Below are 13,580 nucleotides of genomic sequence, written 5' to 3'. Positions count from 1 at the left end.
GCCGCGTCCGATGGCGTCGCGCCGGACCGTTCCAATAAAAACGACAGACCACCAAAGGCAATCGAAACACGCCGCATGAGCACACTCTTAGATTTGTTCCGAGGCTCCAGCGCACTCTACGGCGGCAACGCCGCCTTCATCGAGGATCTCTACGAGCGCTATCTGGTCGACCCGGAGAGCATCGATGTCGCCTGGCGCGCGCGCTTCGACGGCCTGCGCCGGGAAGCGGCCAACGAGCCGGCCGTCGCCGAGACCCCGCACGGCCCGATCCGCGACAACTTCCGGCGTCTCGCCCAGGAGCCGCGCGCACACGCCTCCAGCCGCACGGCCGACTGTCTGGACCCGGCCGCCGCCGAGAAGCAGGCGGCCGTGCTCAGTCTCATCAACGCCTATCGCTACCGCGGCCATCAGGTCGCCGACATCGATCCGATCCGGCTGCGTGAGGCGCCGCGCATCGCCGACCTGGACCTGGAGTATCACAATCTGGGGCCGGAAGACATGGACCAGGTCTTCAACACCGGCTCGCTCTATGCCCCGGACCGCCTGCCGCTGCGCGAGATCGTCGGCATGGTCCGGGAGACCTATTGCGGCACGGTCGGCTCGGAATACATGCACATCACCAATACCCAGGAGAAGCGCTGGATCCAGAAGCGGCTGGAAGGCTATCGCGCCAAACCCGAGCTGGACACCGCCGGCCGACGCTGGCTGCTCACGCTCCTGACCGCCGCCGAGGGCATCGAGAAGTATCTGCATCAGCGCTATGTGGGTCAAAAGCGCTTCTCGCTCGAAGGGGGCGATGCGCTCATCCCGATGCTCGACGAGCTGATCCAGCGCGCCGGACGCCAGGGGATGCAGGAGATCGTGATCGGCATGGCCCATCGCGGCCGGCTCAACGTGCTCGCCAACATCTTCGGCAAGCCGCCGGCCGACATCTTCGACGAGTTCGAGGGCCGGGTCCGGACGGACTGGCGCCAGATGGTCGGCGACGTCAAGTATCACATGGGCTTTGCGACCGATGTGGAGACGCCCGGCGGTCTTGTGCATCTGGTGCTCGGTTTCAACCCCTCGCATCTGGAGATCATCAACCCGGTGATCGAAGGCTCGGTGCGCGCGCGCCAGCGCCGCCGGGGCGATCGGACCGGCGATCAGGTGCTGCCGGTGCTGATCCACGGCGATGCCGCCTTCGCCGGTCAGGGCGTGGTGATGGAGACGCTGCAACTGTCGCAGACGCGCAGCTACGGCACCGGCGGCACGGTGCACATCGTCATCAACAACCGGATCGGTTTCACCACCAGCCATCCGCTCGACGCGCGTTCCACGCCCTATTGCACGGATGTCGCCAAGATGGTGCAGGCGCCTGTGTTCCATGTGAACGGCGACGATCCCGAGGCGGTGATCTTCGTCACCCGGCTGGCGCTCGACTTCCGCAACCAGTTCCACAAGGACGTCATCGTCGATCTGATCTGCTATCGCCGGCTCGGTCACAACGAGGCCGACGAGCCGGCGGTCACGCAGCCGATGATGTACCGAAAGATACGCCGGCATCCGACGCCGCGCGCGGTCTATGCCGAGCGGCTGATCGCCCAGGGGCTGCTCACGCACGAGGAAGAGCAGGCGATGGTCACGTCCTATCGCGACTCCATCGAACAGGGCGTGCTCATCGCCCGTCCGGTGCTCTGCGGCCTGGACAACATCGCGCGGGTCGACTGGAGCTTCTGTCGCGGCAAGCACTGGAATCAGGACATCGACACCGGCGTGCCGCTGGAAAAACTGCGTGCGCTTACAGACGCCATGCTGCGGCTGCCCGAGGGTTTCGAGCTGCATCCGCGCGTGGAGAAGATCTGGGAGGAGCGGCACAAGATGGCCCAGGGCGACCAGCTCCTCAACTGGGGCTATGCCGAGAATCTGGCCTATGCCGGCCTGCTCGATGCCGGCATCCCGGTGCGGCTCTCGGGTCAGGACGTCGGGCGCGGCACCTTCTTCCATCGTCATGCCAAGATCCACGACCAGGCCACGGGCGAGTCCTATACCCCGCTCCAGCATCTGGGGCCGCATCAGGGCGCCTTCATCGCCATCGATTCGATTCTGTCGGAAGAGGCGGTGCTCGGTTACGAATACGGCTTCGCCACCGCCGAGCCGCATGCGCTCACGCTCTGGGAGGCGCAGTTCGGCGACTTCGCCAACGGCGCCCAGGTGGTCATCGACCAGTTCATCAGCTCGGCCGGTACCAAGTGGGGGCTGTACTGCGGTCTGGTGATGCTGCTGCCGCACGGCATGGAGGGCCAGGGTGCCGAGCACTCGTCGGCGCGTCCGGAGCGCTTCCTGCAACTCTGCGCCGGGCACAACATCCAGGTCTGCGTGCCGACCACGCCGGCGCAGATGTTCCATCTGCTGCGCCGTCAGATGCTGCGTCCCTATCGCACGCCGCTGATCGTGATGACGCCCAAGAGTCTGCTGCGCCATCGACTCGCGGTGTCCTCGCTCGACGAGCTGACGCACGGCCAGTATCAGGTGCTGATCCCCGAGACCGATCCCATCGATCCGGCCGAGGTCGAGCGCGTCGTCTTCTGTAGCGGCAAGGTCTACTACGATCTGCTGGAGGCGCGGCGCGCGCGCGGTCAGACCAATGTCGCGCTGCTGCGCATCGAGCAGCTCTACCCCTTCCCCAAGGAGGCGTTCGCCGGCGCCCTCGAACCCTATGCGCACGTCGAGGAGATCGTCTGGTGCCAGGAGGAGCCGCAGAACCAGGGCGCCTGGGACCAGATCAAGCATCGCTTCCACAACCTCATCCAGGAGGGCAAGCGGCCCTATTATGTCGGCCGCCCCGCCTCCGCCGCCCCGGCCGTCGGTCATCGCGCCGCCCATGTCGAACAGCATGAGCGTCTGATCGACGAGGCCCTGAGCGGTCAGTACAACCCGAACATGAACAAAAGGATTCCCCCCCAATGAGTCTCGAAGTCCGCGTACCCGCTCTACCCGAATCCGTCGCCGATGCACGGGTGTTGACCTGGAGCAAACGGCCGGGCGAGGCGGTCAGGGAGGGCGAGAATCTGGTCGAGCTGGAGACCGACAAGGTGGTGCTGGAGGTGCCGGCGCCGCGTACCGGCGTGCTCGGCGAGATCCTGGCCGAGGAAGGCGCGCTGGTGCAGGCCGATGACGTGCTGGCGCTGATCAGCGAGGGGGCGGTGAGTGCCGCGCCCGCGTCCAAGCCCGCCGCACCGGCGAGCACGGCCGGCGCCGCAACGCGCGCGACGCCCGCATCACCGGCGGCGTCCCAGCCGACAACAGCGCCCCATGTCACTCCTTCGGCGCGTCAGCTGGTCAGGGAACTGCACCTGGAACCGAGCGAGATCCCCAGCCGCGACGGACGCATCCGGAAGGCCGATGTAATGGCCTATCTGGACGCGCGCGAAGGTCAGGCGCCGGAGCGTCATCCCGATCTCGCCGCCGCTCGGGCCGCCGCCGCGCCGTCCTCCCAGATGCCGGTCGAACCCGCGCTCGCCCCAACGCCCGCCCTCGGCGGCGAGGCCGGTCGCCCCGAGCAGCGCGTGCCCATGACCCGGCTACGTGCCCGCATCGCCGAGCGTCTGCTCCAGGCACAACAGAACGCCGCACTGCTGACCACCTTCAACGAGGTCAATCTGAGCGCCGTCAATGCCCTGCGCGCGCGTTACAAGGAGACCTTCGAGCAGCGTCACGGTGCGCGGCTGGGGCTGATGTCGTTCTTCGTCAAGGCGGCGGTTGAAGCCCTGCAACGTTTCCCGGTGCTCAACGCCTCGATCGACGGTGAGGACATCCTCTATCACGGCTATTACGACATCGGCATCGCGGTCAGCTCGCCGCGCGGTCTGGTGGTGCCGATCCTGCGCAACGCCGATCAGCTCGGCATGGCCGAGATCGAGCAGGGCATCGCCGACTTCGGTCAAAAGGCCAAGGACGGCAGCCTCAGTTACGAGGAGCTCACCGGCGGCACCTTCTCCATCACCAATGGCGGGGTGTTCGGCTCGTTGCTGTCGACGCCGATCCTCAACCCGCCGCAGAGCGCCATCCTGGGTCTGCACAAGATCCGGGAGCGTCCGATCGTCGAGAACGGTCAGATCGTGATCGCGCCCATGATGTATCTGGCGCTCACCTATGACCACAGGCTCATCGACGGGCGCGATGCGGTGCAGTTCCTGGTCGCGATCAAGGATCTGCTGGAAGATCCGGCGCGGTTGCTGTTGCGTGTCTGACGAGGAGCGCGTCCGCGACGACTGGCCCGCCCGTCTCGGTCGGGCCATGCTGTTCGGGGCCTGGATCTCCGGGCTGGCGTTGCTGGCGCTGTTCTTCCATCAATGGCTGGAGCGGGACAACAATCCCAATCCGCATCCGCTCACGCTTCAGGGGGCCGACGGCGTGGTCGAGGTGGTGCTCCGGCGCAATCGGGCCGGGCACTATGTCGCGAGCGGTAAGATCAACGGCGAGCCGGTGCGCTTTCTGGTCGACACGGGCGCGACCGATGTGGCGCTGTCGCTGGATCTGGCGCGACGGCTGGATCTGCGGCTCGGCCCGGAAGAGACCAGCCGCACCGCCAATGGGATCACCCGCACCTGGCCGACGCGGCTGGCGCGGGTCGAACTCGGCGGGCTGGTCGCGCATGGCGTGCGCGCGAGCGTACTGCCGAACATGCCGGGCGACGAGGTGTTGCTGGGCATGAGTTTTCTCAAGCCGCTCGAACTCATTCAGCGCGGCGATACCCTGACTCTGCGAGGTCACTTGCCTTGAAGATGCCTGGATCCTTAGTGTCGATGTCGGCGGATTGGTCGCGCATCAGGTCAAGGCGACCGTGCTGCCGAACATGGCCGGTGAGCAGGTCTTGCTCGGGATGGCGTATCTCAAGCATATTGAGGTGTGGCTGGCTGGGGGACAGATGCGGTTGCGGCCCTATGTCGGCCCATGAATTGACTCGACGTTCCACCCAATCGGATGCGAACCGATGAAAATTCTGTTTTTACATGGATGGTACTCGACCCCAGGCGGCATGAAACCCAGGTTTCTACAAAGCCTGGGACATGAGGTGCTCAATCCCGCCCTGGACGACGATGACTTCCAGACGGCGGTCGACGTCGCCCAGGCCGCTTACGACCGGCATGCTCCCGATGTCATCGTCGGCTCCTCACGCGGCGGCGCCGTGGCCATGCACCTCCAGTCCGGAGACACGCCCCTGGTGCTGCTGTGCCCGGCCCGGCGCGACCACGACCGGCTTGATCGCGTCAAACCTGAGACCTGGATTCTGCACTCAAGGCAAGATGACGTCGTGGCCTATGCCGACTCGGAACGGCTACTGACGCACAGCGGCCTACCCGCCTCGCGGCTGATCACCACGGGTTCCGATCATCGCCCGGTCGACCCGGACCACTGGACGCGCTACGATCCCTGTCCGAAGCGATCGAGGACGATCGCCTCGAAACCGCTCGAACAGTCACTCCAACAGCGGTTGCCCCATTGGATTTGGAATGTGTTCTCGACTCCGGGCTTCCAGGAGCCCGTTCACCCCTGTTCAAGGTCGCGCCACACACCGCATGAGCCTCTACCCCAGACTCGACGATCTGCTGGAACTGCGCCATCAGGCCCATTCGCTGGGTCTGCCGTCGCATCATCTGGTCAACTCGGCCTTTGCCGGACTCTATGCCTCGGTGTTCCGGGGCGCGGGAGTCAACTTCGAGGAGGTGCGCGAATACCGCGAGGGCGACGACATCCGCTACATGGACTGGAAGGTGACGGCCCGCACCAACGAGCCGCACCTGAAGATCTTCCGCGAGGAACGCGAGCGCTCGGTGGTGCTCTGTGTCGACAAGGGACCGCACATGAGCTTCGGTACGCGCGGCACCTTCAAATCGGTGCAGGCGGCGCGCGCGGCGGCGCTGATCGGCTGGGCGGCGAGCCGGCTCAACGACCGGGTCGGCGGGCTGGTGTTCGGCGATCCGCTGGCCGGGCTGCAACACTTCCGTCCCTCGCGCGGACGCCGTGCGCTCTGGCAGGTGCTGCGCACCCTGAGCGAACCCGGCACCGAGATGGACCCCTCGATCGATTGTCTGAGCGGTGCACTGCGGCGCGCGACCTCGGGTCTGCCGACCGGCTCACTGGTGTTCGTGATTGCGGATCTCAACCGCGAGGTGGCGGGTCTGGAACAGGTGCTGGGCGATCTCTGCCAGCGCAACACCGTGGTACTGATCCCGGTCGACGATCCGGCCGACTGGGAGATCCCGGCCATGGGCGTGGCGACCTTCACCGGCACCGACGGCGCGCTGATCGAGATCGACACCGACGATCCCGAGGCCGCGCGCGGCTATCGGCGGCTGTGGGAGGAACGGCGCGCACGGCTCCAGGCGATGGCGCACCGGCTGCACATCCTGCTGCTGCCGGTGCGCACCGATGCCGAGATCCATCTGACCCTCATCCACAACCTCGAACAGCGTGCGCGCTCGCGGGCCGTCTGACATGGATACGGATACGCTCTTCACACCGATCGAACCGCCCTTGCAGGCTCTGCGCGACATCCGCGACATCCCACCCATCCCCTGGTGGCCGCCGGCGCCGGGCTGGTGGCTGCTGGCGCTGGTCTGTGGACTGCTCGGCTATGCGCTCTGGCGCCGGCGCGTCCCGCTCAGTCTGCGCGTGCCCATTCCGGGCGTCACGCTCGGCACCTGGCGCTGGGATGCCGCCAAGGCGCTGCGCGATCTGAGCCGACGGGCGCGCACGGGTCAGGATGTCAAGACCCTGGCCGGCGAGCTGTCGGAGCTATTGCGCCGCATCGCCATGGCGCGGCTCGGGCGTCCGGCCTGCGCCGGTCTGACCGGGAGCGACTGGCTCGACTGGCTCGCAGCCCATGACCCGAACGGCTTTCCCTGGCACGAGCGCGGCCGGGTGCTGTTGGTGGCGCCCTATGCCCCGCCCGGTATTCGATCGGCGGATCTCCAGGCGCTGATCGAGGCGACCGAGCCTTGGATCCGTGCGCGCGACACGAGCGCACGCCAGGATTCATAATGCCTGTACCGGCCATTTCCACTCGGAGCATGCCGCCATGAGCATCCTCAAACCGGAACGGAGCTATACGTTTTCGGATTATTTCGAGATGAACTATCCGCCGGAGGATATTCTTGCGGAATTGGGTTATCGCTACCGGTTGACAAAACTGGATTTGCCGCGTGGAACGGTGAAACATTCGCTCGACAACCTCCGGAATATGTTTTACCGAAAACTGCCGCACATTTCGCTCAATTCGGAAACGGCCAAACGCGAGGTGATGATTGCGCCGATTCTGCTGGAATTGCTCGACGAAATCGATGTCAAGATCGACATCGAATATCCGATCTATGTCAGCGAACATCTCAAGGGCAATCTGGACTATTGGATTCGCTCGCTGCAGAACTTTCTCATCGTCGAAGCCAAAAAATCCGACATGGAAAAAGGCTTCACCCAACTGGCAGCCGAACTCATTGCGATGGATCAGTATTTGCCGAGCGACGACCCGGATCTATTCGGAGCCATTACCGTCGGTGATGTGTGGCGGTTCGGTAAACTGGAGCGCGCCGCCAAATGCATCAGCCGCGACATCGATTCGTTTCGCGTGCCCTTGGACATCCATGAGCTGTTCCAGGTCTTGATCGGTATTCTGTCGCACCATCAACCGTCTCAAGCGAATTGAGTCGAGTCCGGGCGATTTCATGCGAGGTGCGCGCAATGTTTGAGTTCCACTGGCCCTGGGCGGCGCTGCTGCTGCCGCTCCCCTGGCTCCTGCCCGTTCTGTGGCCGGATCGGCGCACGCAGGTCGACGAAATGCTGGAGGGCCGGCGCCAGACCCTGCTCCATCCGCGCCTCGACGATCTGCGCACCGCCTTCACCGCGCGTCGGCCCAGGCTCCAGCTCGCCGGCCGGCTCTATCGCGCGCTGCTCTATCTGCTGTGGATCGCGCTGGTCGTGGCCCTGATGCGTCCGCAGTGGCTCACGCCCTATACCGAGGTCAGCACGCCGGGCTACGATCTGATGATCGCGGTCGATGCCTCGCACTCGATGGAGGCGCTGGATTTCACGGTCGAGGGCCGTCAGGTCAACCGCATGGCCGTGGTTAAAGGCGTCATGGGGCGCTTCATCGATGCGCGCCAGGGCGACCGGGTCGGGTTGATCGTCTTCGGCAGTCAGGCGTTCATCCTCTCGCCGCTCACGCTCGACCGCCATGCCGCGCGCCAGTTGCTCGACGGCGTGGTGCCGAGCATCGCCGGGCCGGCCACGGCGCTCGGCGATGCCATCGCGCTCGGCGTGAGCAAGCTGCGCGAGCGTCCCGAAGGATCGCGGGTGATGATCTTGATCGCCGACGGCGACAACAACGCCGGCAGCTTCGCGCCCAAGGAGGCGGCGCTACTGGCGCGCGCGACCGGGACGCGGATCTATGTCATCGGCGTCGGCAGCAAGCAGCCGAGCATCCCGATCCTCGAAGAAGGCAGCGTGCGCTATCGCGACGACCTGACCATGGACGAGGCCACGCTCCAGGAGATCGCCGACCTGACCGGCGGCGGCTATTTCCGCGCGACCGATACCCGCGCGCTGGAAGAGATCTCGTCGCGCATCGGCCGGCTCGAAAAGACCGAGGCCGAGGCGCGTACCGCCTTCCTGCCCCGACCGCTCTACCGCTGGCCGTTGGGCGTGGCGCTGCTGGCCCTGCTCGGGCTGGGGCTGTTCCCCGAGGGTCGCAAACGCTTCGCGCGGAGACTCGCCAGTGCTTGACCGAGGCTTTCATTTCGACCAGCCGCTGTGGTTCCTGGGGTTGCTGCTGATCCCGCCGGTGGCCCTCTGGCTGGCGCGCAGTGCGGCGCAGGCGGCGCGCGCGCCCATCCATCGCTATGCCGATCCGCATCTGCTGCCGCATCTGACCGGGACGCGCGATCTGAGCGCACCCGAGCGTTGGGGTCGGTTTCTGCGCTGGAGTCTGCTGTGGGCGTTGCTGTTGACGGCAATGGCCGGGCCGCGCTGGGATTACACGGATCTGCGGTTGTTCCATCCGGGCAACAACCTGCTGGTGCTGCTCGACGTCTCGCGCTCGATGCTGGCCGAGGACGTGAGTCCGAACCGGCTCGGGCGCGCGCGTCAGGAGTTGCAGGATCTGATCGTCCGGAATCGTCAGGTGCGTCTGGGGCTGATCGTGTTCGCCACCGTGCCCCATGTGCTGGCCCCCATCACCGAGGACACGACGAGCCTGCTCAATGCCCTGCCGGCGCTCTCGGCGGATCTGGCCAGTCCGGGGCTTCAGGGGAGCAGTCTGACCCGTGCCCTGATGCGTGCCGAGAGCCTGCTCGCCGGGCTGCCCGAGGAGAGCGCGCGTGCCGTGCTGCTGATCTCGGATGGGGATTTCGACGAACCTGGATTGCGCGAGCAGGTGGCCAAGCTGGCCGAACAGGGTGTGCGTCTGCATGTGCTGGGCGTCGGCACGCCGGGCGGTGCGACGGTGCCCGCGCCCCAGGGCGGCGTGATCGTCGATCCGAGTGATCCGCAACGCCGGCCGGTGCGCTCGGCGCTGAACGAAGCGCTGCTGGAGGGACTGGCTCAGGCGGGCGGCGGGATCTATCGGCGCGCCGACTATCGCGACGGCGATACCAAGGCCATTCTGGAAGCGGCGATCGTCAGTCGTCTGCCGCCCGAGGCGAGCGACGCGCGCACCCGGATCTGGAACGAGCGGTATTGGCTGCCGGTGCTGCTGGTCGGGGCGCTACTGCTGCCGCAGTTCCGTGAACTCGCGCGACGACCGGCGCGGCGGCGGCCGGCCGATCAGGAATCGGGAGGACTGTCATCGTGATTCGTGCGCTGACCACCCAATCCTTGCTTGTCTCCCTGGTACTCATCGCACCGATGAGCGCCCAGGCCGATTGGTTCCGCACCGATGAGCAGCAGGCCTATGACGTCTATCGCTCGGGCGATTATGCGAGCGCCGCCGAGTCGTTCAGCGATCCCTATCGGCGCGGCGTGGCGCTCTATCGTGACGGCGACTATCGGCAGGCCGAGCGTGCCTTCAGTCAGGCCCAGGGCGGCGCGTTCGATGAAGCGGCTCGTTACAATCTGGGCAACACGCGCTTCAAACTCGGCGACTACACGGGAGCCGCCGAAGCCTATGAATCCGTGCTCGCCACCAATCCATCGCACGAGGATGCCGCTTACAATCTGGCCCTGACCCGCGCCATGCTCGCCCGGTTGGAGCAGGAGCAGTTCCGCGAACAGGCCGGGGAGAAGCGGGACGACCAGCAGGCGAAAGAGTCGCGCCAAGATCGGAAGGAGCCGCCGGCTTCCAAGTCGTCCAGCGATCAGCGTCAGGACAGCCAACAGCAGGAGTCCCAACAGCGCGAGTCCGCTTCTCAGCAAGCGCAGGAATCGTCACAGCAACAGTCCTCCAGCCAACAGCAGCAGAGCGAACAACGGCAGTCCGGTGGCGAGGGTCAGCCCCAGGAGTCGGGCGAATCCGGTTCCGAGTCCGAGCAACAGGAAGGCCAGGAGGGCGCCGGCCAACAAGGCGGGCAAAGATCGCAGACGGGCGAGTCCGGCGGTGAGTCGTCCGAGACCAGCGCCGGTCGCGAGCAGGACAGCACGCCGGGCGAAGGTACCGACAGTCAGGAGCAGACCGGCGAGCGTGGCGACCAGCGTCGGGAGACGACAGGCACGGGCGGCGAACGCGGCGAGGACAGCGATCAGGCGCGCGGTGATCGCGAAGAAAAGCGCGACCGGCAGACCGGCGAGCGTCCGGACGAACAGAGGGCCGACCGCGATCAGACCGGACGCGACCGCGACGCCGCCGAACAGGACGCACGCGGTGCCGAGCGCGAGATCCGCCCCGAGGGCGAGCGTGATGCCGATTCAGCCGACGTCGAGCGACGCGAAGACGGATCGGGCGCCGAGGGCGAGGAACGCGGCACGCGCGAGTCCGAGCAGACCGAGCCCGGCACGGACGAAGCCGGCGGTGGCGAGGAACAGCGCGAGGATCAGCCGGGCGGTCGGCAGGACGATACGACCACGCCCGGTCGTGCGGGTCAGGAACCCGGCACCGACGAGCACGAACGCGGCAGCGAGGCCGGCCGACGTGAGCGCCGCGATGAGCGCGCCGGCGGCGGCGAGAACGAACCGCCCGAGTCCGGCCGCCCCAGCCGCTCGGGCGGTCGCGCCGAACGCGCCGACATGCGCCCCCCGGATTCGCTCGACGCCGGCCGGACCGCAGCCGTCGACCGGTTCGACCAGCTCGGACTCCAGCCCGGCAGCGAGCGCGAGTCCGAGACGCGCGAGGGCCAGATGCCCGCGCTCGACGGACTCGGACTCATGGGCGGCCCCGGCATGGCGGTCATGGAGCAGCGGCTCAAGCAGATCCAGGGCGATCCCAGCCTGTTGATGCGTAATCAGTTCCGAATCGAGGAGATGCGCCAGATGCCCGGAACGACCGGTCAGTGGCGGGAGACGCGCCCATGGTGATCCCAAGCGAGACGTCCAGGCGCACGGCGCTTCCGGCCATCGCGATCCTGATCGTCGCGAGCAGTCCGCTCGGCGCCCAGCCCTACTATGGTCAACCCTATCAGGGTGCGCCGGGACAGCCGTATTACGCCCCGCCCTATTACGGACAGCCCTACTACGGCCAACCGCCGCAGCCGACACCCAGCCAACCACAACCCCAGACCTGGCCGACACCCGTTCAGCCGCCGATGCCGGGCCGGAGTCCCGCGCCCGCACAGCCGCAACCGGCTCAGACTCAGCCCCGGCCGGTTCAGCCTGCACCAACCCAGTCGGCACAACCGCCGCTGTCGCCTCAACCCGGTGCGTCTCAATACCGTCCCATTCCGCCGAGCAATGCCCAGGGCGTACCGCCGCGCTATCAGCCGCCATCGCCCGCTCAGGGACAAGGGCCGGCTCAGTCTCCCCAAGGCTATCCCGGCTATGCACCCAATCGGCAACCGGGCTATGCCCCCGGCTACCCCTCGGGTTACGCCCCCAGCGCGGTTCAACCGACCGCCGCCCGCGCACCGACGCTCGAATGGTCGCTGGAATTCGCCGATCCCTATCTGCAGCAGCCGACCATCCTCAAGCTCGATGTCGTCAGCCGCGACAACCTGAGCAGCGTCAACCTGGAACTGCCGAGCACCAGCGACGTGCTGATGAAGACCCTCAAAGGGCCGAGCACCGAGACCCGTTCCAGTCAGGGTCAACAGGAGATCCTCAACCGCTTCGTGCTCACGGTGGTCCCGCTACGCACGGGCGATCTGGAACTGCCGCCGATCAAGGTCACGGGCACCCTGGCCGGGCTGGGATTCGGCCAGCGCTACGAGGCCGGCACCGAGCGCCCCATCCGTTTGCAGGTGCGTCCGCCCATGACCTCGGTGCGCCCCTGGCTGCCGCTCAAGTCGCTGACGCTCAAATCCAGCCTCGATCGCGAAGGCACGCTGGAGCCGGGACAGCCCGTGACCTTGGCGCTGGAGATCGCGGCGGTCGGCGGCACCGCCGTCCAGCTCCCGAGCCTGGAGAACCAGTTGACCGGCCCGGATCTGCGGGTCTATCGCGAACAGACGCTCACCACGACCGAACTCTCCCCGGACGGACGCCGGCTGCTCGCCAACCGCACCGAGTACTACACCCTGGTCCCGCAGACCGGCGGCCGCGTCACCCTGCCCGAGATTAGCCTCGCCTGGTGGAACGTCGATCTGGGTGTGCGCGAGGTCGCGCGGCTGCCGCTCAAGACGCTCGACGTGCGCGGCGGCGGTCCCTTCGGCTTCTCGGCGGCGACCCTGGCGGCCTCGCCCTGGGCCAGACTCTGGATTCCGATCACCGGCGTGCTGCTGCTGATCGGCGGCTACTGGGTGGGGGTCTTCTATCGCGGACGGGTGCTGGATCTCGGGCGCGACCTGCTGCGGTTGACCGGGCGCGGCCTGAGTGCCGGCTATCGACTGACGGCGACCTGGATCGGACCGCGTCTGCGTCCGCCGGCGCCCTCGGCCCTGCTCGAACAGGGGCGCGCGGCGCTGTGGCGGGTGCTGCCGGCCGGCCGGCATGTCATCGGTCGGGTGCGCCATGCCAATCGCGCCGGCCGGCCGGACGACTGGTATCAACGCTTTGCATCGGCACCGCACGGCGGGTGCGTGCTCAGGGGCGAGAGCAACCAACCGGCGGTCATCGCGCATATCCGCGCCCATAGACCGGGCGTCGATCCGGCGGAACTCGCGCGGCTCTTGAGTCGACTGGACGCGGCCATCTATGGCGGTGCGCCGCTCGACTTCCCACGCTGGAAACGCGAGTTCCTGCGTCAAGTACGGCGTGGGTCCGGAACCGGAAGACGTGGCATTGCATCCGGCCGTATTCGTTGGGCGGGTTTGCCGGCTTTGAATCCGCGTCCGGTCTGAGCGTCCCGTGGATACACTGCATTCCTCGCCGCCGCGTTCTGAGCCTGATCCGGTGATTTTGCGCTTGGAGAAAGAATACGACCCGGCCGCTGCACAGCCTCCTGACCCGACGGCAGACACGCCTGATCCGGCGCCGGTCGCCTCTGAGCCGGCGAGAGACGCCCCAGCCCAACGAACGCC

Annotated in this window: 11 protein-coding genes; all 11 read left to right on the top strand. The window is 66.8% G+C overall.

Features of this window, described 5'->3' with window-relative positions; translation table 11 throughout:
* The first annotated feature begins 75 nt into the window (after window positions 1-75).
* The 11 genes from Atep_RS05190 (at window position 76) to Atep_RS05140 (ending at window position 13,400) form a co-directional block, all read left to right on the top strand.
* Window positions 76-2,949 (top strand): 2-oxoglutarate dehydrogenase E1 component, encoded by a 2,874-nt coding sequence (locus Atep_RS05190; protein WP_213380577.1) that lies wholly within the window; start codon window positions 76-78, stop codon window positions 2,947-2,949.
* Complete coding sequence (gene odhB / locus Atep_RS05185; RefSeq protein WP_213380576.1) at window positions 2,946-4,232, top strand: 2-oxoglutarate dehydrogenase complex dihydrolipoyllysine-residue succinyltransferase; 1,287 nt, start codon at window positions 2,946-2,948, stop codon at window positions 4,230-4,232. Before Atep_RS05190 ends, odhB begins: the two co-directional genes overlap by 4 nt.
* The gene (locus tag Atep_RS05180) at window positions 4,225-4,764 is read left to right on the top strand and encodes a retropepsin-like aspartic protease family protein (RefSeq protein WP_236786513.1); all 540 of its coding nucleotides are present in this window, start codon (window positions 4,225-4,227) and stop codon (window positions 4,762-4,764) included. Before odhB ends, Atep_RS05180 begins: the two co-directional genes overlap by 8 nt.
* A 10-nt stretch (window positions 4,765-4,774) precedes the next feature.
* Window positions 4,775-4,939, top strand: coding sequence for a hypothetical protein (locus tag Atep_RS05175; protein WP_419467474.1), 165 nt, complete (start codon window positions 4,775-4,777; stop codon window positions 4,937-4,939).
* A 622-nt stretch (window positions 4,940-5,561) separates the two neighbouring features.
* Entirely contained in the window at window positions 5,562-6,479 is a 918-nt protein-coding gene (locus tag Atep_RS05170; protein ID WP_213380575.1) for a DUF58 domain-containing protein, read from the top strand.
* 1 nt (window position 6,480) lies between these two features.
* A complete protein-coding gene (locus Atep_RS05165; RefSeq protein ID WP_213380574.1) occupies window positions 6,481-7,026 on the top strand; it encodes a DUF4381 domain-containing protein in 546 nt (181 codons plus the stop codon).
* Window positions 7,027-7,063: 37 nt separating this feature from the next.
* A complete protein-coding gene (locus Atep_RS05160) occupies window positions 7,064-7,687 on the top strand; it encodes a hypothetical protein (RefSeq protein ID WP_213380573.1) in 624 nt (207 codons plus the stop codon).
* Window positions 7,688-7,722: 35 nt separating this feature from the next.
* On the top strand, window positions 7,723-8,763 hold the full coding sequence (locus Atep_RS05155; RefSeq protein WP_213380572.1) for a VWA domain-containing protein: 1,041 nt from the start codon (window positions 7,723-7,725) through the stop codon (window positions 8,761-8,763).
* Window positions 8,756-9,829, top strand: coding sequence for a vWA domain-containing protein (locus Atep_RS05150; protein WP_213380571.1), 1,074 nt, complete (start codon window positions 8,756-8,758; stop codon window positions 9,827-9,829). Before Atep_RS05155 ends, Atep_RS05150 begins: the two co-directional genes overlap by 8 nt.
* On the top strand, window positions 9,826-11,484 hold the full coding sequence (locus Atep_RS05145; RefSeq protein ID WP_213380570.1) for a tetratricopeptide repeat protein: 1,659 nt from the start codon (window positions 9,826-9,828) through the stop codon (window positions 11,482-11,484). Before Atep_RS05150 ends, Atep_RS05145 begins: the two co-directional genes overlap by 4 nt.
* The gene (locus Atep_RS05140; protein WP_213380569.1) at window positions 11,478-13,400 is read left to right on the top strand and encodes a BatD family protein; all 1,923 of its coding nucleotides are present in this window, start codon (window positions 11,478-11,480) and stop codon (window positions 13,398-13,400) included. The genes Atep_RS05145 and Atep_RS05140 overlap by 7 nt, the downstream gene beginning before the upstream one ends.
* Window positions 13,401-13,580 lie beyond the last annotated feature (180 nt).

This window comes from Allochromatium tepidum, from assembly GCF_018409545.1.
Classification (GTDB): Bacteria; Pseudomonadota; Gammaproteobacteria; order Chromatiales; family Chromatiaceae; genus Thermochromatium; species Thermochromatium tepidum_A.
The sequence above is the reverse complement of the archived record's forward strand: the minus strand, read 5'-3'. Positions and strand labels throughout refer to the sequence as shown.